The organism is Bifidobacterium sp. LH_417, assembly GCF_056357035.1.
On sequence record NZ_JBKEVI010000003.1, the window covers coordinates 51,471 to 70,269 of the forward strand.

Sequence of the window (18,799 nt, forward strand, 5' to 3'; positions counted from 1 at the left end):
ATACAATCGTTTCGTTTGTCAGTTATCCGTCTCATAACCTGCTAGGAGCAATATGTCAGGTCATTCCAAGTGGGCGACCACCAAGCACAAGAAGGCCGCCATCGATGCCAAGCGCGGCAAGCTCTTCGCCAAGCTCATCAAGAACATCGAAATCGCGGCTCGCATGGGCGGCGGCGACCCGGACGGCAACCCGTCCCTGTACGACGCCATCTACAAGGCCAAGAAGGCCTCCATGCCCGCCGACAACATCAAGCGCGCCGTCAAGCGCGGCTCCGGTGAAGAGGCCGGCGGCGCCAACTACGAGGACATCGTCTACGAGGGCTACGCCCCCGCCGGCGTCGGCCTCATCATCGAGTGCCTGACCGACAACCGCAACCGTGCGGCCGCCGAAGTGCGTTCCACCCTCACCAAGGGCAACGGCTCCCTCGCCACCTCCGGCTCCGTGTCCTTCAACTTCGAGCGCAAGGGCCAGATTGCGGTCCCGTCCGAGGGCGTGGACTTCGACAAGCTGTTCGAGGCCGCCGCCGAGGCCGGTGCCGAGGACGTGCAGGATGACGGCGAGGTCTTCACCGTCGTCACCGACCCGTCCGACGTGCACACCGTGCGTCAGGCCTTGGTCGACGCGGGCTTCGAATACGATTCCGCCGATCTGGTCATGGCCCCGAAGAACGAGGTCGAGCTGTCCCTCGAGGACGCCCGCAAGGTCTCCAACCTGATCGACAAGCTCGATGACCTCGACGACGTGCAGAACATCTACTCCAACTGGACCGCCTCCGACGAGGTCATGGCCCAGCTCGACGAGGAGTAGTCCGCACGTGATCATCCTAGGCGTCGACCCCGGGCTTACGCGCTGCGGGGTCGGCGTGATCGAAGCCGGCGCCCATCGCCGGCTTTCGTTTATCCACGTGGATGTCGTGCGGTCCTCACCCGACATGTCGCAGGATCTGCGTCTGCTCGCCATCTACAACGGACTGGTGGAGAAGATCGAGACGTACGCGCCCGACACCGTGTCCATCGAACGCGTCTTCGCCCAGTCGAACCGCAATACGGTGCTCGGCACGGCGCAGGCGGCGGGACTCGCCATGCTCGCCGCCGCCCAGCGCAACATTCCCGTGGCGCTGCACACGCCGACCGAGGCGAAACTCGCCATCACCGGCAACGGCCACGCGCAGAAGATCCAGATCGAGCGCATGGTGACGCGCATCCTCAATCTCAACACGATGCCGACACCGGCCGATGCCGCCGACGCACTGGCGTTGGCAATCTGCCACGCCCTGCGTCCTGCCGGTGCACTGCAGGGCGGAGAACGCGAGGAACATCTCACCCCAGCGCAGCGCCAGTGGGCGGAAGCGTCCAAGAAGGCGACGAAGCGCCGGTTCAACGCCGACCGCGGCATGTGATACACTGTCGAACAGCTGTTCGAAAGGAGTCGCCGTGATCGGTTCATTGCAAGGCATGGTGGAGTCGGTCGACGCCTCGGCCGCGCTTATCGAGGTCGGGGGAGTGGGCTATGAAGTGCGCATGCCCGCAGCCGACCTGTCACGTGTCCACGGCGGCATGGAAGCGCACGTCTACACGTATCTCAACGTCTCACAGGACGCCATCACGCTGTACGGTTTTCTTGAACCGGCGGCAAAACGCACATTCCTGCAGCTGCTCAAGGTATCCGGCATCGGTCCGAAGGTCGCATTGTCGCTCCTATCCACGCTGAACCCGGGCCAGCTCGCCAAAGCGGTGGCCGACAACGATGCCACGGCTCTTGCCAAAGCTCCGGGACTTGGCAAGAAGGGCGCGCAGAAGATCATCCTCGAACTCAAGGGATCGATCAACCTCGAAGAGATCGAGGGGGCTTCGGCATCGGTCACGACCGCCAAGCCGGAAGACAAGGGTGCGCTCCAGGTCGTGGAGGGACTCATCTCGCTCGGCTGGAGACAACAGGACGCCGAACACGCCGTGCGCGAGGCGTGCGAGGCGAACGGCATCGCCACGCCCATTCCGACCAGCGACGTGCCTCGCGTGCTCAAGCTCGCGTTGAACTCGCTGGACCGTGGCATCTGACGTGACGCGGAACGATCAGGACAGGAGGTGAATGGATGAACGAACCCTACATCAGCGGAACGGTGACGGAAGGCAACGAGAACATCGGCGCGAACGAGGAATCGCTGCGCATGGTCTCCTCGCAGCCGGTCGGCAACGAGCCAGTGAGTGACGAGGAGCTGCGCCCGCATGTGCTTGACGGCTTCATCGGCCAGCCGCGGCTCAAGGCGCAGCTGCAGCTGTTCCTCGATGCCGCACGCAAACGCGAGGTGCCACCGGACCATATCCTGCTCGCCGGCCCTCCCGGACTGGGCAAGACCACGTTGGCGATGATCGTCGCCAACGAGTTGGGCGTGCCGATCCGCATCACATCCGGCCCAGCCATCCAGCATGCGGGCGACCTCGCCTCGATCCTCAGCTCGCTCGACGCGGGCGAGGTGCTGTTCGTCGACGAGGTGCATCGTCTGCCTCGCGCCGCCGAAGAGCTCCTGTACATCGCGATGGAGGATTTCCGCGTCGACGTGATGGTCGGCAAAGGCCCTGGCGCCTCGTCGATTCCACTCACCTTGCCGCGGTTCACGATGATCGGCGCTACCACGCGCGAAGGCATGCTGCCCTCGCCGTTGCGTGCGCGTTTCGGCTTCACCGCGCATCTGGACTTCTATCCCGTCGATGAGCTGGAGAAGCTTGTCGAACGATCCGCCACAGTGCTTGGTCTCGCCTTGGAGGAGGGGGCTGCTCATCAGCTCGCCTTGCGTTCCCGCGGCACGCCGCGCATCGCCAACCGTCTGTTGCGACGTGTGCGCGATTGGGTGATCGTCCACGATCTGCCCTCAGCGGGGCCGGACGACGTCAAGGAGGCACTGGCGCTCTACCAGATTGATGCCGAAGGTCTGGATCGTCTCGACATCGCCGTACTCAACGCCATCGTCCGCAACTTCAATGGAGGCCCGGTCGGCCTCAACACGTTGTCCGCCATGGTGGGCGAGGAGTCCGAGACTGTGGAGACGGTGTGCGAGCCGTATTTGGTGCGCGAAGGATTCCTCGTGCGCACGCCCAAGGGCCGCGTGGCCACGCAGAAGGCTTGGGATCATCTCGGCATACGGCCGAAAGATGATGTTGTCAACAAGCTTTTCTAGACTTCAGAAGTTGGACTAGTCGTTTTCCCGATCGGAAGGAACACCCCTCAATGGACCCCAATATGCTTTTCATCGTCGTGCTCGTCGTGGTCATGGGCGGTATGATGTGGTTCCAGTCCAAGAAGAACAAGGAACGCCAGCAGCAGGTCAAGGACTTCCGCGCCAACCTCAAGCCCGGCACCGAGGTCATCACCATCGGCCAGATCATCGGCAAGGTCGTCTCCGTCGATGAGCAGTACGAGGAGATCGTCATCGACTCCGAAGGCTCGCTGCTGCGCTTCGGTTTCAGCGGCATCGCCAAGGCATACGAGCGCCCCGCCTTCATCTCCGATGACGAGGTGGACGAGAACGGCAACCCGCTGCCTCAGGACGAGGCCGAGGACTCGCAGTCCGAGGAAGCGCAGGTGGATGTCGACGAATCCGTCGAGCAGAACAACGCCGAAGCTGAAACCGAAACCAAGAAGGCCGAGTGACCATGACCGGCAACGACATCACCATTCGCGACCTGAGCAAGGTCGGTGCCGAGGATGCCGAATACCTCGTATCCTTGGTCCGTTCGATTCCGGGCTTCCCGAAGGAAGGCATCATCTTCCGTGATTTCATGCCCGTCCTCGCGGATTCGCGCGGCTTGGACATCCTGTTGCGCGCACTGGAGGCGGCGCTTCCGGTTCCCGCCGACGCATTCGATGCGGTCGCCGGCCTCGAATCCCGAGGGTTCCTGTTCGGCCCTTCGCTCGCGCATCATCTCGGCAAGGGCTTCATCGCGATCCGCAAGGCCGGCAAGCTGCCGCCCGAGACCATCGGCGAATCCTACGACCTGGAATACGGCACGGCCAGCGTCGAAATCGAAACGACCGCGGTGAAACCGGGGGAGCGCGTGCTCATCGTCGACGATCTCATCGCGACGGGCGGCACGGCGAAGGCTGGCGCCGACCTCATCGAGAAGGCTGGCGGTTCGGTGGCCGGTTTCAGCTTCGTCATGGGACTTGAAGGACTTGACGGTCTCGACAAGCTCGGAGACATTCCCACGTCGACGCTCATCTCCATGCCGGCCTGAAACCGGCGTAATGGTTTTCGGCCGTCACCATCCCCATGGTGACGGCCACATCAATAGTCAACAGTCACAAGCACACGGAAGAGCCATGGATCTTTACGAATACCAGGCGCGACAGCTGCTCGAGGAGCAGGGCATCCCCACCCCGAAGGCCATCTACGCGCAGAACTCCCATGAAGTCGCCGAAGCCGCCGAACAGCTCGGCTACCCCTGCGTCGTCAAGGCGCAGGTCAAAATCGGCCATCGCGGCCAGGCCGGCGGCGTCAAGCTCGCCAAGACGCGCGACGAGGCCATCCTCGACGCCGAAGACATCCTGCCGATGACCATTCACAAGCACAAGGTCAACGGCGTGCTCGTGGCCGAAGGCAAGAACATCCTCCACGAGTACTACGTGTCGATCTCCGTGGACCGCACCTCGCGCGACTACGACGTGCTCGCCACCGCCAACGGCGGCACCGAGGTCGAGGAGATCGCCAAGGAGCATCCGGAAGCGGTCAAGCGTCTGCATATCGAGGCGCTTGACGACTTCGATCTCGAAGCCGCGACGAAGATGGCCGAAAGCATCGGCTTCTACCATGCGGACGTCGATCAGGCCGCGCAGATCCTGCTCAAGATGTGGAAGTGCTTCAAGGAGAACGACGCGACGCTCGTCGAGATCAACCCGCTCGCCAAGATCGGCGACCCGGACGACGAATCCTCGAAGAGCCTGTGCGCGCTCGACGCGAAGATCTCTCTTGACGACAACGCCACCTTCCGTCACGATGGCTGGAAGCGCTTCGCCGATCCGCTCGCCAACGACGAGTTCGAACGCCGCGCGAAGGACCATGGCCTGCACTACGTGCATCTCAATGGCCAGGTCGGCGTGATCGGCAACGGCGCGGGCCTTGTCATGAGCTCGCTCGACGCGGTCTCCGGTGCCGGCGAAGAGCAGGGAACCGGCATCAAGCCCGCCAACTTCCTCGATATCGGCGGCGGCGCTTCCGCCGAGGTCATGGCCGCCAGCCTTGAGATCGTCGTCTCCGATCCGCAGGTCGAATCCGTGTTCATCAACGTCTACGGCGGCATCACCTCCTGCGAGCAGGTCGCCAAGGGCATCCTCGAGGCGATCGATACGCTCGGCGGCACCAAGCCGATCGTCGTGCGCTTCGACGGCAACGCGGCGGCCGAAGGCCTCGCCATCCTCGCCGAATCCAACAACCCGAATGTGCACGTCGCCAAGACGATGGAGGAGGCGGCCCATCAGGCTGCCCGCATCGCAGCCGACGCCATCGCAGCCAAGGAGGCCAACTGATATGACGCTCTTCATCGAAGACGACGCTCCGGTCATCGTGCAGGGCATGACCGGCCATCAGGGCATGACGCACACCGCGCGCATGCTCAAGGCCGGCACCAACATCGTCGGCGGCGTCAACGCCCGCAAGGCGGGTCTCGACGTCACCTTCCCGGCCGCGCGCAACGGCGAGGACGCCACCATCCGCGTCTATGGTTCCTGCGCCGAGGCCAAGGCCGCGACCGGTGCCAAGGCGTCGGTCGTGTTCGTGCCCCCGCGCTTCGCCAAGGATGCGGTCGTCGAAGCCATCGAGGCGGGCATCGAGCTCATCGTCGTGATCACCGAAGGCATTCCGGTTGCCGATTCCGCGTATTTCGTCGAGCTTGCACTGCGCCACGGCGTGCGTATCGTCGGACCGAACTGCCCGGGACTCATGACCCTCGCATCCTCCGATGAGACTCATGGCGTGAACCTCGGCATCATCCCGGACGGCATCGTCGGGCGAGGACCACTGGGGCTTGTCTCCAAGTCCGGCACACTCACCTACCAGCTCATGGGCGAGTTGAGCGACATCGGCTTCACCGCATGCCTTGGAGCCGGTGGCGATCCTATCGTCGGCACCACGCTGCTTGAGGCGCTACAGGCCTTTGAAGCGGATCCGAACACGAAGGCCGTCATGATGATCGGCGAGATCGGCGGCAACGCCGAGCAGGACGCGGCGAAGTGGGCTTCCGAACATATGACCAAGCCGGTCGTCGCCTACATCGCCGGCTTCACCGCTCCCGAAGGCAAGCAGATGGGACATGCCGGCGCCATCGTCTCGGGCGGCAAGGGCACCGCGAAGGACAAGAAGGAAGCACTGGAGGCGGTCGGCATCCGCGTCGGGCGCACGCCCGGCCAGGCCGCCGACATCATGCGTGAGGTGCTTGCGGGTCTCGAACGGTGAACCGTACCGTAGTGACGTCGGCACGCATCTCCGCGTTGGTCAGAGGGGCTCTCACCGCACTGGGGGCCATGGCGTTGTACGCCATCTCTCTCGGATGCTTCATCGCGTTGATGCTGCTGGTCGTATCCATGGAGGAGGGAGGCGAAAGCCTGCCCTCCTCGGCGTTACCTCTGACTGAGGCGATCGTGCTGCTCAGTCAAGGAACCGGGTTCACGATAGGTCCCGTCGTCGTGGGCATTCTGCCGCTGCTGCTCACCATGCTGCTCGTCGCTCTGATCGCACAGTGCGCGTCACGTGCCGACGCCGGTCTGCCGGGCTGGTTCAGCGGTCTCGCCGTGTGGATCGCACTCAATCTGGTGTTCGCCGGCGGCACGACCTTGGAGCTTCACGACACCCATCTCGTTATGGTGTTGAAGACGGCCTGCGTATGGACGGTGGGATACGTCATCGCCGCGGTTCCAGGTTCGACGGTCGTCTCGAACATCCGCGTCGGACTGAACGAGCGTCTTTCATCCAAGTCTCGCCGCATGGTGATGCTTGTCGGCATGATCTGTGCAGTGGTGACGGCGGTTCTGCTCGTCGCGGCCTTCATCGTCACCATCGTATGGATCGTGCGTGGGTGGAGCGCTATGACGGCGCTGTTCGACTACGACGGCATGGAGAACGGATCGCGCGCGCTCACCACCATCGCCTCGCTCGCATGGTTGCCGAACCTCGTTCTGTGGGCGTTGTCATGGGTCGTCGGCGCTGGTTTCCATATCGGCGAACTCGGTATGTTCACCATGTGGGTGGGCCAGTCGGCGGGACTGCCGCCGCTGCCGGTGTTCGGTCTCATGCCCGAAGCGATCGTGGACGATCGCGTCCGCATCGTCTTGCAGTGCATGGTTCCGTTCATCGCGTTCATCATCGGTATGGCCGCCATGCTGGTACCGGGCACGATGAGGATTCGCCTCGTGCGACCTTCCGACGGCGGTGACGCTGTGAAGGACCTCGTTTTCACCATGATTCGGCATATTGTGGTCATGGTGCTCTCGACCATCGTGATCGTCGGTGTCTTCTGCGCGTGCTTCGCCTTGTCGAATGGCGCGCTTGGATCGCACAGGCTCGCTCACGTGGGGGTCGACATCATCCAGTCAGCTATGCTGATTGCCCGGGGCATCGCGTTCGGGCTCGGTACGGCGTGGCTTGCCGTGGCGGTGGTGTTGTCCGCCGTCTACGGGATACACTGGATTGTCGGACGTCATGCGGCACGTGTCGCATCCGCCCCGGCCACGCCGACGAACTCCCCGTCCACGGACAGGAACGACGGCTCCGAGCACGACACGGATGCCGATCGGCATGCCACCGGAAGCGATGCGGGAAACACCGCGGAAAACGGCACCGGGCAAGAACGGGAACGACGTGCCAAGGCACGTTCCGTGCGTTCCGAACGTTCCGTCCGATCGGAGACGTTCGAACGTTCCGGCGTCCGTCGCGCCCCGCGCACCGTACGTTCCGACGGGGACGTGACGAAGCGCGCGGGAGCGGCTCGAAACGACAAGCTTGATCAATCAACCAAGGAGGAATCCGATGACAACAACGAATCGTCCGATTAAGCGGGCGCTGGTCTCCGTCTTCCACAAGGAGGGCATCGAGGTGCTCGCCGAGGCCTTCGTCAAGGCGGGCACCGAAGTGGTGTCGACCGGCTCGACCGCGAAGCGTCTCGCCGAACTCGGCGTGCCCGTCACCGAAGTGAGCGAGGTCACCGGATTCCCCGAGTGCCTCGATGGCCGCGTCAAGACCCTCGACCCGCACATCCACGCCGGCATCCTCGCCGACATGACCAACCCTGATCATGCCGCGCAGCTGGAGAAGTTCGGCATCAAGCCGTTCGATCTGGTCGTCGTGAACCTGTACCCGTTCGCCGACACCGTGCGCTCCGGCGCCGACGAGGCGGCCACGATCGAGAAGATCGACATCGGCGGCCCGTCCATGGTGCGCGGCGCGGCGAAGAACAGCGCCACCGTCGCCATCGTCACCGACCCGGCCGACTATGCGCTGGTCGCCGAACGTGTGGAGAACGGCGAGGGCTTCTCCCTGGAGGAGCGTCGTTGGCTGGCCGGCAAGGCGTTCGCGCACACCGCCGCCTATGATGCGACGATCAACGAGTGGACCGCCAAGCATTGGCCGAAGCCCGCCACCATCGCCGAGACCGCCCATGATGATGAGGGCCAGCCGGTGAACGCCGCGAAGTTCCCGGCCGCGTTCACCCGCACCTGGGATCGTTCGCACACGCTGCGCTACGGCGAGAACTCGCATCAGCAGGCCGCCCTCTACCTCGACCCACTTGACCAGACCGGCTTCGCCCACGCCGAGCAGCTCGGCGGCAAGCCGATGAGCTACAACAACTATGTGGACGCGGACGCCGCCTGGCGCGCCGTGTGGGATCTTGCCCCGTCCATCGCCGTGGCCGTCGTCAAGCACAACAACCCGTGCGGCCTCGCCATCGGTGCCACCGCGGCCGAAGCGCACCGCAAGGCCCACGCCTGCGACCCGGTGAGCGCGTACGGCGGCGTCATCGCCTGCAACACCACCGTCACTCTGGAGATGGCGGAGAGCGTCCGCCCGATCTTCACCGAGGTGATCGTCGCCCCCGCCTACGAGGACGCGGCGCTCGAACTGCTGAAGACCAAGAAGAAGAACCTGCGCATCCTCAAGGTGGCCGAGCCGCCGAAGGGCCATACGCAGTTCCGCCAGATCGACGGCGGCCTGCTCGTGCAGGACATGGATCTCATCAACGCCACGGGCGACGACCCGGACGCGTGGAAGCTCGTCTCCGGCGAGCCGGCCGACGCCGACACGCTCAAGGACCTCGTGTTCGCGTGGCGCGCCATCCGCTGCGTCAAGTCCAACGCGATTCTGCTCGCGCACGATCAGGCCACGGTCGGCATCGGCATGGGCCAGGTCAACCGCGTCGATTCCTGCCATCTCGCCGTCGAACGCGCCAACACGCTTGCCGACGGCGCCGACCGCGCCACCGGCTCCGTGGCCGCGTCTGACGCGTTCTTCCCGTTCGCTGACGGTGCGGAGACGCTGATGAACGCTGGCATGAAGGCCATCGTGCAGCCCGGCGGCTCCATCCGCGACGAGGAGGTCATCGAGGCCGCGAAGAAGGCCGGCGTGACGATGTACCTGACCGGCACCCGCCACTTCTTCCACTGATCGGCAAACTGGTCCGGAAAGTCGGCTCATGAAGAATCATCCCTTCGTTTCCGAAGCGCATGAGGGCAAGCCCTGGTTCGAGTGGATCGTCGCCGTGCTGGTGGTCGTGTCCGGCGGGCTCGCGGCTTTCGGATACACGATGGCCGCCACGGTGCTGATCTCCGTGACGGCCATCGTGACCGGGCTGGTACGTCTCGTTCTTCGCGAGCGCAGCCCTTGGAAGGTGCGGTCAGTGGCGTTCGACTCCTTCATCGGCATCTGCCTGGGAGTCGGACTGCTCGCCGTGTACTTCAGCGTCTACGGCCTTCCCCTGTGACGGGAGGTCCGCATCGGCGTCATCGGCCGTCGTCTCCTGCGCGGGGGCGGCGGCTTCGTTGTATTCGGTGAGCTGCGCCGGATCGTCGCCCTTCGCCTTCGGCGCGGCGACCATCTGCTGCAGCACCATCACCAGAGCCACGAGCGCGGCGGCGAGCAGCGGGCAGATCCAGAACACCCACAGCTGGCTGAGCGGCTCGACCTGAAGCTTCTGGTTCTGCGCGAACAGAGCGATGCCGGTGGCTCGTGCCGGGTTCAGTGCGGCACCGGTGACCGGGAAGGTGACGGCGGCGCCCACCGTGTAGGACACGCCGATGGCCATGGCATAGTGTTTCGTGCCGTAGGTCGCCATGGCGGCGCCCACGATGAGCAGGCCGGCGACGAGCTCGACGGCGATCGCCTGGGTGATGGAGAAGTTGAGACCGTACTGGGTGAGCGTGCTGTAGGCGACCGACCCCTTGTCGAAGCCGTTGACGACGGTCGTCAGCCACTGCTGCAACGTGACGTTCTCGGAGGTGGGCAGCAGGAACTTGATGAGCATGCCGGCGAGCGTGGCGCCGACCACCTGGAAGACGATGTACAGGATGCCGTCCACGAGCTTCGTACGCCCGGTGACCATGGCGGCCACGGTCACGGCCGGGTTGAACTGTCCGCCGGAGACGCCGCCGAGCGCGACGGCGGCGGCCGCATAGACGAGGCCGGTGCCGAGCGCGATGTAGGCGAGATTCAGCTGGAAGACGATGGAGCCGAACGTGCTGAACACGTAGATGGCGAAGCAGATCAGGAAGGTGCCGACCAATTCGGCCCCTACGCGAAGCGGCCACGGCTGTTCCCTCGTGATGTTCTGTTCAGATGTCATATACCTATTTCCTTCGATTCTTATTCGGAGTCGTTCCGGGATGCGACCCGCCGGAGCGCTGACAGTCTAGCAGTAGCACACCGGACCGTATCCGGGGGGTACGGTATCATATTTAGGTTGGAAATACCCCTAGGCCACGTTGGGAGAACGATGCCAAACGCATATTCCCGCGCCATGAAAGCGCATGACAGCAACAATGAAGGAATCCGACTGCAGAAGATCCTCGCCCAGGCCGGATTCGGTTCCCGCCGCAAGTGCGAGGAGATGATCACCGAAGGCCGTGTCGAGGTGGACGGCGAACTCGTCACCGAACTCGGCACCCGCGTCGACATGTCACGCCAGCAGGTCCGCGTCGACGGATCGCGCGTGCGCATCAACCCGAACCACGTCACGTTGGCGCTCAACAAGCCGCGCCGCGTGCTGTCCGCCATGGATGATCCGAAGGGCCGCTATACGCTGGCGGACATCGTGGGCGACAAGTACGACCGCATCTTCCACATGGGACGTCTCGACTACGATTCCGAGGGTCTCATCCTCATGACGAACGACGGCGAACTGAGCCAGCACGTCATGCACCCCAAGTACGAGGTCGAGAAGACCTACATCGCCACGGTCGAAGGCAAGCTGTCCGGCACCGTGTGCCGCCGACTCGTCAAGACCGGCGTGCAGCTCGACGACGGCTGGATCAAGCTCGACCGTTGCGCGATCATCGATCAGAGCCGCGACGCGACGATCGTGAAGGTCGTGCTGCATTCCGGCAAGAACCGTATCGTGCGCCGTATCTTCGGCTCGATCGGCTTCCCGGTCAAGCGCCTCGTGCGCACGCAGATCGGCCCGATCAAGCTGGGTGAGTTGAAGTCCGGCTCCTACCGCGTGCTCAGCCAGACGGAGGTCCACTCCCTGTCCAAGGCGGTGGGACTGTGATTCGCGTCGCCATCGACGGGCCAGCCGGCGTCGGCAAATCCTCGACGTCGAAGGCGTTGGCCAAGTACTACGGATTCGCCTACCTCGACACGGGCGCCATGTATCGCGCCTGCGCGTGGTGGTGCCTCAAGCAGGGCATCGATCTGGATGCCGAGCAGGTGGATGAGCGTCTCGTCACCGAAACGGTGGGCGAGTTCTTCACCGAGGATCATTTCGACATCGCCGTGGATCCGGATGCGCCCGTCGTGACCGCCGACGGCGTGGACATCTCCGAGGCCATTCGTTCCTCCGAGGTCTCCTCGCACGTGTCCAAGGTGTCGAACATCATCCCGGTGCGCAACGTGCTCATCGCCGCCCAGCGCGCGTACATCGCACGCGAGGCGGACAAGGAGTCGTTCTCCGGCGGTCTCGGCATCGTCGCGGAAGGACGCGACATCACGACCGTCGTCGCGCCGGATGCGGAAGTGCGTGTACTGCTCACCGCCCGCGAGGAGGTGCGTCAGGCACGCCGCACCGGCCAGACGGCCAAGGGCGTGGGCGCGGAGGACGTGGCAGCGCGCGACCGTCTGGACGCGAAGGTCACGAACTTCACGACCGCCGCGGACGGCGTCGTCACCGTCGATAATTCCGATATGGATTTCGCGCATACGCTCGACACGCTGATCGGACTCGTCGATGAAGCCATCGAGGAGCAGGAGTATGCGCGTTATGCCGCGAACCTTGAAGGCTACGAGCTGGACGAGGGTGACGAAGCGCTGATCGAGGGACGCGGCGCCAACGAGACATCCGGCAAGCCTGGTCCGAAGCAGGTGGGCGTGCTCGCCATCGTGGGACGTCCGAACGTCGGCAAGTCATCGCTGGTGAACCGTATTCTCGGCCGCCGCGTCGCCGTCGTGGAGGACACTCCCGGTGTGACGCGCGACCGTGTGAGCTATGACGCGGAATGGGCGGGCACCGATTTCAAGCTCGTCGATACGGGCGGCTGGGAGGTGGACGTCGAGGGCATCGACTCCGCCATCGCCTCGCAGGCCGAGGTCGCCGTGAATCTTGCCGATGCGGTCGTGCTTGTCGTCGACGGACAGGTCGGCATGACCGACACGGACGAACGCATCGTCAAGATGCTCCGTTCCTCCGGCAAGCCGGTCACGCTCGCCGTGAACAAGGTCGACGATCGCGAAAGCGAATACCTCGCCGCCGAATTCTGGAAGCTGGGATTGGGCGAGCCGTACGCGATCTCCGCGATGCACGGCAGGGGAGTGGGCGATCTGCTCGACGCGGCGCTCGACTCGCTGCGCAAGGCGGAGAAGACATCCGGTTATCTCACGCCGTCCGGTCTGCGTCGCGTGGCGCTCGTGGGGCGCCCGAACGTCGGCAAGTCGTCGCTGCTCAACCAGTTGGCGCGCGAGGAGCGCACGGTCGTCAACGATTTGGCCGGTACCACGCGCGACCCGGTCGATGAGGTCATCGACATCGACGGCGAGGATTGGCTGTTCATCGACACGGCCGGCATCAAGCGCCGCCAGCACAAGCTCAAGGGAGCGGAATACTATTCGTCGCTGCGCACGCAGGCGGCGATCGAACGCTCCGAGCTGGCGCTCGTGCTGTTCGACGCGTCCGTGCCGATCTCCGACCAGGATCTCAAGGTGATGAGTTCCGCCGTGGACGCAGGCCGCGCCATCGTGCTCGTGTTCAACAAGTGGGATGCGATGGACGACTTCGACAAGCAGCGTCTCGAACGACTGTGGGTCACCGAGTTCGACCGTGTCACCTGGGCGCAGCGTGTGAACCTGTCGGCGAAGACCGGCTGGCATACGAACCGTCTGTCCAAGGCGATGCGCGAGGCGTTGGAGTCCTGGGACAAGCGCGTGCCCACCGGCAAGCTCAACGCGTTCCTCGGCCAATTGCAGTCCGCTCACCCGCATCCGCTGCGCGGTGGCAAGCAGCCGCGTATCCTGTTCGCCACGCAGGCGTCGACGCGTCCGCCGCGTTTCGTGATCTTCGCGACCGGCTTCCTCGAGCACGGCTACCGCCGTTACATCGAGCGTTCGCTGCGCGAGGAGTTCGGCTTCGAAGGTTCTCCGATTCAGATTTCGGTGAATATCCGCGAGAAGAAGAAGCGCAAGTAGCACGGCGACCAGGCGGCATCGGCAGAAGACCGATGTGGATTCGCCGGACCGTATGCGGGCCCGCACGGCATCGAACCGTGCGGGCCCGCATCGCTTTGTCCAGACTAGGTCACGTACTCTTCCGGGGTCGCCGCCGCGAAGAAGGCGTTCGAACTGGGCTCCCCGTGGCGGAGTCTTTCCGCCGATGAGCGGGCCGAGCTTATGAACAAGGCCGCCGATCTCATCGAGGCGCGCGCCGAGGAGCTGGCGGTCGCGGAGACCAACAGCATGGTACCGGGAGACCCGCTATGACGATGTGTATGCCGCCAGCGGCGCGTTCCGCTACTACGCGTCGCTGGTTCATGAGTTGCAGGGCAAGGCGTCCATGGAGAACGGGAACATGATGACCGTGATGCCGGAACGTTCGGGGGTGGTTCGCCGACGTGGAGGACGAATCCAAGGGAGGGGAGCGCCTCGGCGAATAAGCACCCGCCTGAAGCCGGACGACGCGGCGCTGTCGGTCATCGGGTCCGCAGCACCGCGTCAATCACCGCGGCGACGCCATGGTCGTTGTTGCTTGGGGCGATCCAGCCGGCGTGCGCTTGCATGTGCTCTTCGGCGTTGGCCACCACATAGCCGTGGCCGGCCGTCTCGAGCATCTCGATGTCGTTGTAGGTGTCGCCCAGTGCGCAGGCGTCCGCGACGTCCACGCCGAGATGAGCGCACAGACGGGCGAGTCCCGACCCCTTGTTCACGCCGGGGTTCATCATGTCGATCCACATCTTGCCGGCGTTCGTCACCATGTACCGGTCGGACCACGCGTCGCGGTAGGTCTCACGGTACACCTCCTCGGAATCGTTGCCGGGGAAGAAGACGGTGTACTTGTTCACGTCGCGGTCGAGCTCGGTGAGATCGTCCATGTAGACGATCTTCTTGTAGAACGTGCGGAAATACTCGTCGTATTTCCGGTCACACGAACGGATGAAGCAGGCTTCGATGCCGCAGACGGTGGGGCACCCGCGCCCGTCGTCGAGCGTGAAGCGGATCATACGCTGGTATTCCTCCACGGGGATGAGGCTCTCATACACGAGTTCACCGCGGCAGTAGATCGCCGCGCCGTTGTCGGACATCAACGCCATCCTGTCACCCAGTCCGGGGAACATCTCGGCGAGCGTGTAGTTGGGACGACCGCTGGCCGCGCAGAACGTGATGCCCGCGGTGTCGAGCGCACGGATGCGCTCGGGCATATCCGGCGGCATCGTGCCATGATCGTCAAGCAAGGTGCAGTCCATATCGCTGGCGATGATCTTGATATCGTCCAGACGGTCATCCTCGGTGAAATTCGGCAGCATGCGAGGCGCTCCTTTTCGCGGTGTCCGTATCGGCGGCGATGACGATCGTCACGTCACCGCCGTTTCATCCCCTCATAGTGTAGTGCACGAGACGGTCCCGATCCGTCTTCAGCGAATCTGAAGAACCTTGAGGACCTGGGCACCATCAGTACACGCCGTCATACGACAGGGGAGACATTCGTCGAGGAACATGCGCGCCGTCGAGGAGCACGGGGCCGCCCATGACGATGTCATACGGCGTATTGTGCGCGGAGGTCATCGGATAAGAATCGGATAATCTTTGGAGCGCTGAGCAAGAAGGGATATGCGGTCTTGGATTCGACCTATCCGGACCACGGACCAGGTTCCGGACAGTCAGTTCCGAGGTCCACCCGTAAGACGTCATACAAGGAACAGGAGAGACATGGCACGAGTGTTCATCACCGACCGGTGGCTAAAGAAAGATGCCGACGGAAACCCGCCGACCGCGGCCATGAAACGTAGTCTCGCGAACGCGCGAGATCCGATGAAGGCGAACGTGCCCAAAGCGCATCGTACGACCGTGTACGGGCGGTACGACCGGTGGAGGTGTCGCTGGTATGCGACGGACGCGTCGGGCCGACGTGTGGAAAGGACGCGTACGTTCGCCAAGCTGTCGGAGGCGGAGAGCTTCCAAGCGGCCATGGAGGACGACATCCGACGCGGCCGCTACCATGATCCGCGGCTCGGACGACGAACGTTCATGGAACTCGCGGACGAATGGATCGTGTCGAAGGCGGACGTGAAGGCCAGCACCTTGAAACGGTACCGGCGTGAACTGCGTGTATATGTGTTGCCGAGGTGGGGCGGCATATCGGTCGGTGACATCACGACACGCGATGCACAGGAATGGGCGGTGTCGTTGTCGAAAGGCGGGTATCCGGCCGCTCTGCCCGGAGGGCGAACATCCCGTCCGCTGCAACCGCGCAGCATCCGTAACATCGTGCGCATCGTCATGGGCGGCGTGCTCGCTCACGCGGTGGACGAGGGATGCATCACCGCCAATCCCATCGATAAAGTCGTCACTCCAAGGGTCGTGGACGAGGACGACATGTTGTATCTCACCATCCCCGAGGTAGAACAACTGGCTGCCGAGGCCGATCGGCATAATCCGCAGGACGGGCTCATCATTCGTTGGCAGGCGTACACCGGCATGCGTATCGGCGAGACGTTCGCATTGCAGGTTCGTGACATGGATCTGCGCCGCAGGAGAGCGCGTGTCCGACGCACATGGACCGATGCAGCGGGGAGGGGCGTGACGCTTGGCACACCCAAAAACGGCAAGGCGCGCACGATAGTGTTCCCGGAATTCCTGCTCGCTGACATAAATGATCTCTGTCATGGTATGGAAGGCGAGCGCTTCGTATTCCGTGCGCCACGTGGGGGAGCGTTGTCGGCGAACAATTGGAGATCCCGTTCGTGGGTGCCGACGTTGCGACACGCCGGCATGAAGGATAGGGGAGTCCGCATCCATGACCTGAGGCATACATATGCGTCGATCGCAATCGCAGCTGGGTGCGACGTGAAGACGTTGCAGGCGCAGCTGGGTCATACATCGGCGACGATCACGCTGGACACGTATGCAGGACTCTGGCCGGAACGATTGGATGAGATCGCGGATGCGGTCAGCCGTGCGAGGACGAAGCATCTGTCTGATGACGGGGAGGTCCTGGGGTCATCGGATAAAATCGGATAATCAGCATTACGGCGGAATACGAAAACAGCCCGGAATCGTTGAATTCCGGGCTTTCTAGTCGGACCAGCGGGATTTGAACCCGCGACCCCTTGACCCCCAGTCAAGTGCGCTACCAAACTGCGCTATGGTCCGATGTTGCGTTTGCAACAGTCGAATAATCTACCAGAGGATCATCGAAATGCAAATCGACAATGAACTGTCGGCGTGTCTCAGTCGAGAGACACCCCGATCAGCCCACCAGAATACCGTCAGGACATCGTCCACGAAGGCCGGATCCGCGTGCCTTACCCCCGTGTATTCACCCGTTCCACACGCCCGGTTTGCCGACGTATGAAGAACAACGCTCCGGAATCCGGTAGACTTGTCGTCTATCGAACAAGTCGTGAAGGAGAATCAGTTGTCAGACGTATTCGATAAGTCCGCCGCGAAGATGCGCGAACACGGCATGAGCGAGATGGCCGTCAGTCAGTTCAGGCATCTGTACGACGTGTGGCGCAACGACGAGGGATCCACGTGGATTCATGAGGGCGATGTCGAGCCGCTTGCCGATGTGCCGAGTTTCCACGACATCTATGAGACCATCGACCACGACGAGGCCGTCGGCGCGTTCGCCAAGACGGCGTTCCTCAAGCTCAACGGAGGCCTCGGCACGTCGATGGGACTTGATTGCGCGAAGTCGCTGCTTCCGGTGCGTCGCCACAAGGCGAAGCAGATGCGCTTCATCGACATCATCCTCGGACAGGTGCTTACCGCACGCGCCCGTCTGGGTGTCGAACTGCCGCTTACTCTGATGAACTCCTTCCGTACCTCCAAAGACACGATGAAGGTGCTGCATCATAACCGCAAATTCCACCAGGAGAACATTCCGATGGAAATCGTGCAGCATGTGGAACCGAAGATCGACTTGGCGACCGGTGAGCCGGTGTCGTTCCCGCAGAACCCCGACCTCGAATGGTGCCCGCCAGGTCATGGCGACCTGTATTCCACCATCTGGGAGTCCGGTCTCCTCGACAAGCTGCAGGAGCACGGGTTCACGTATCTGTTCATCTCGAACTCCGATAATCTCGGCGCTCGTCCGTCGCGCACACTGGCACAGTATTTCGAGAATTCCGGAGCCCCGTTCATGGTCGAGGTCGCCCGACGCACGGAGGCCGACCGTAAGGGAGGCCATATCGTGCGCGACCGCAAGACCGGACGTCTCATGCTGCGCGAAATGAGCCAGGTCGCCCCCGATGACAAAGAGGACGCGCAGAACATCGACAAGCACCCGTATTTCAACACGAATTCGATTTGGGTGCGCATCGACGCCCTGAAGTCAATGCTCGCCGAGCATGACGGCGTACTGCCGCTGCCGGTGATCCTTAATCACAAGACCGTCGATCCGACCGACGCATCCACGACGCCCGTTCTACAGCTGGAGACCGCGATGGGCGCAGCGATCGGCCTGTTCGAGGGTGCCATCTGCGTGCAGGTCGATCGCATGCGCTTCCTGCCGGTGAAGACCACCGACGATCTGTTCATCATGCGATCCGACCGTTTCCATCTCACGGATTCCTATGAGATGGAGGACGGCAACTACATCTTCCCGAATGTCACGCTTGACCCGCGGTACTACAAGAACATCCATGACTTCGATGAACGGTTCCCGTACAACGTGCCGTCCTTGGCAGCGGCGAACTCGGTGACCATCGAAGGAGACTGGACGTTCGGCCGCGACGTCATCATGTTCGCCGATGCGAAGCTCGAAGACACCGGAAAACCGCGTTACGTTCCCAACGGTGAATACGTGGGTCCGCAGGGCGTCGAACCCGACGATTGGATCTAAACACGAAAAACAAGGGACATTTTTGGCGAAAAGCCGACGTACCCGGAAAAAACACCGT

17 protein-coding genes, 1 tRNA gene and 1 pseudogene are annotated in these 18,799 nt (G+C 63.2%); 16 read left to right on the forward strand and 3 right to left on the reverse strand.

Annotated elements, in window-relative coordinates:
- Positions 1-52 precede the first annotated feature (52 nt).
- The 11 genes from AC1AYR_RS03220 (at position 53) to AC1AYR_RS03270 (ending at position 9,963) form a co-directional block, all read left to right on the forward strand.
- Positions 53-808 carry a YebC/PmpR family DNA-binding transcriptional regulator gene (locus AC1AYR_RS03220; protein WP_476511441.1) on the forward strand — a complete coding sequence of 252 codons (756 nt, stop codon included), beginning with the start codon at positions 53-55 and terminating at the stop codon, positions 806-808.
- 7 nt (positions 809-815) lie between these two features.
- Entirely contained in the window at positions 816-1,400 is a 585-nt protein-coding gene (gene ruvC / locus AC1AYR_RS03225) for a crossover junction endodeoxyribonuclease RuvC (protein WP_101622990.1), read from the forward strand.
- Positions 1,401-1,434: 34 nt separating this feature from the next.
- A complete protein-coding gene (gene ruvA / locus AC1AYR_RS03230; protein ID WP_476511440.1) occupies positions 1,435-2,058 on the forward strand; it encodes a Holliday junction branch migration protein RuvA in 624 nt (207 codons plus the stop codon).
- A 35-nt stretch (positions 2,059-2,093) separates the two neighbouring features.
- Positions 2,094-3,176 (forward strand): Holliday junction branch migration DNA helicase RuvB, encoded by a 1,083-nt coding sequence (gene ruvB, locus AC1AYR_RS03235; protein ID WP_034528298.1) that lies wholly within the window; start codon positions 2,094-2,096, stop codon positions 3,174-3,176.
- Positions 3,177-3,226: 50 nt separating this feature from the next.
- Positions 3,227-3,649, forward strand: coding sequence for a preprotein translocase subunit YajC (locus tag AC1AYR_RS03240; protein WP_476511439.1), 423 nt, complete (start codon positions 3,227-3,229; stop codon positions 3,647-3,649).
- 2 nt (positions 3,650-3,651) lie between these two features.
- Entirely contained in the window at positions 3,652-4,233 is a 582-nt protein-coding gene (locus AC1AYR_RS03245) for an adenine phosphoribosyltransferase (protein ID WP_476511438.1), read from the forward strand.
- An 85-nt stretch (positions 4,234-4,318) separates the two neighbouring features.
- On the forward strand, positions 4,319-5,521 hold the full coding sequence (sucC, locus tag AC1AYR_RS03250; RefSeq protein WP_476511437.1) for an ADP-forming succinate--CoA ligase subunit beta: 1,203 nt from the start codon (positions 4,319-4,321) through the stop codon (positions 5,519-5,521).
- A 1-nt stretch (position 5,522) separates the two neighbouring features.
- Positions 5,523-6,446: a succinate--CoA ligase subunit alpha gene (gene sucD / locus AC1AYR_RS03255; RefSeq protein ID WP_476511436.1), complete on the forward strand. Its 924-nt coding sequence runs from the start codon at positions 5,523-5,525 to the stop codon at positions 6,444-6,446.
- 68 nt (positions 6,447-6,514) lie between these two features.
- A complete protein-coding gene (locus AC1AYR_RS03260) occupies positions 6,515-8,041 on the forward strand; it encodes a cell division protein PerM (protein WP_476511435.1) in 1,527 nt (508 codons plus the stop codon).
- Complete coding sequence (gene purH, locus AC1AYR_RS03265) at positions 8,016-9,647, forward strand: bifunctional phosphoribosylaminoimidazolecarboxamide formyltransferase/IMP cyclohydrolase (RefSeq protein WP_476511434.1); 1,632 nt, start codon at positions 8,016-8,018, stop codon at positions 9,645-9,647. Before AC1AYR_RS03260 ends, purH begins: the two co-directional genes overlap by 26 nt.
- 28 nt (positions 9,648-9,675) lie before the next feature.
- Positions 9,676-9,963: a DUF3017 domain-containing protein gene (locus AC1AYR_RS03270; protein WP_476511433.1), complete on the forward strand. Its 288-nt coding sequence runs from the start codon at positions 9,676-9,678 to the stop codon at positions 9,961-9,963.
- Here the strand turns inward: AC1AYR_RS03270 and AC1AYR_RS03275 are convergent.
- Entirely contained in the window at positions 9,877-10,821 is a 945-nt protein-coding gene (locus AC1AYR_RS03275; RefSeq protein WP_476511432.1) for an MIP/aquaporin family protein, read from the reverse strand. The two genes, AC1AYR_RS03270 and AC1AYR_RS03275, sit on opposite strands and share 87 nt — an antisense overlap.
- Positions 10,822-10,971: 150 nt before the next feature.
- Between AC1AYR_RS03275 and AC1AYR_RS03280 the strand changes: the two genes are divergently transcribed.
- From AC1AYR_RS03280 to AC1AYR_RS03290, 3 genes and pseudogenes are all read left to right on the forward strand, one after another.
- The gene (locus AC1AYR_RS03280; RefSeq protein WP_476511431.1) at positions 10,972-11,745 is read left to right on the forward strand and encodes a pseudouridine synthase; all 774 of its coding nucleotides are present in this window, start codon (positions 10,972-10,974) and stop codon (positions 11,743-11,745) included.
- A complete protein-coding gene (gene der, locus AC1AYR_RS03285) occupies positions 11,742-13,871 on the forward strand; it encodes a bifunctional cytidylate kinase/GTPase Der (protein WP_476511430.1) in 2,130 nt (709 codons plus the stop codon). Before AC1AYR_RS03280 ends, der begins: the two co-directional genes overlap by 4 nt.
- A 138-nt stretch (positions 13,872-14,009) precedes the next feature.
- Positions 14,010-14,162 (forward strand): annotated as a pseudogene (locus AC1AYR_RS03290) (aldehyde dehydrogenase family protein); the annotation flags it as partial.
- 209 nt (positions 14,163-14,371) lie between these two features.
- Here the strand turns inward: AC1AYR_RS03290 and AC1AYR_RS03295 are convergent.
- Positions 14,372-15,202, reverse strand: a complete 831-nt coding sequence (locus tag AC1AYR_RS03295) for an HAD family hydrolase (RefSeq protein WP_476511429.1) — start codon at positions 15,200-15,202, stop codon at positions 14,372-14,374.
- A gap of 721 nt (positions 15,203-15,923) precedes the next feature.
- Here AC1AYR_RS03295 and AC1AYR_RS03300 point away from each other — a divergent pair.
- Complete coding sequence (locus AC1AYR_RS03300) at positions 15,924-16,916, forward strand: tyrosine-type recombinase/integrase (protein WP_476511428.1); 993 nt, start codon at positions 15,924-15,926, stop codon at positions 16,914-16,916.
- A 58-nt stretch (positions 16,917-16,974) separates the two neighbouring features.
- Here the strand turns inward: AC1AYR_RS03300 and AC1AYR_RS03305 are convergent.
- Positions 16,975-17,048 (reverse strand) — tRNA-Pro (locus AC1AYR_RS03305).
- Between the two features lie 298 nt (positions 17,049-17,346).
- Here AC1AYR_RS03305 and AC1AYR_RS03310 point away from each other — a divergent pair.
- Positions 17,347-18,741, forward strand: a complete 1,395-nt coding sequence (locus AC1AYR_RS03310) for a UTP--glucose-1-phosphate uridylyltransferase (RefSeq protein WP_476511491.1) — start codon at positions 17,347-17,349, stop codon at positions 18,739-18,741.
- Positions 18,742-18,799 lie beyond the last annotated feature (58 nt).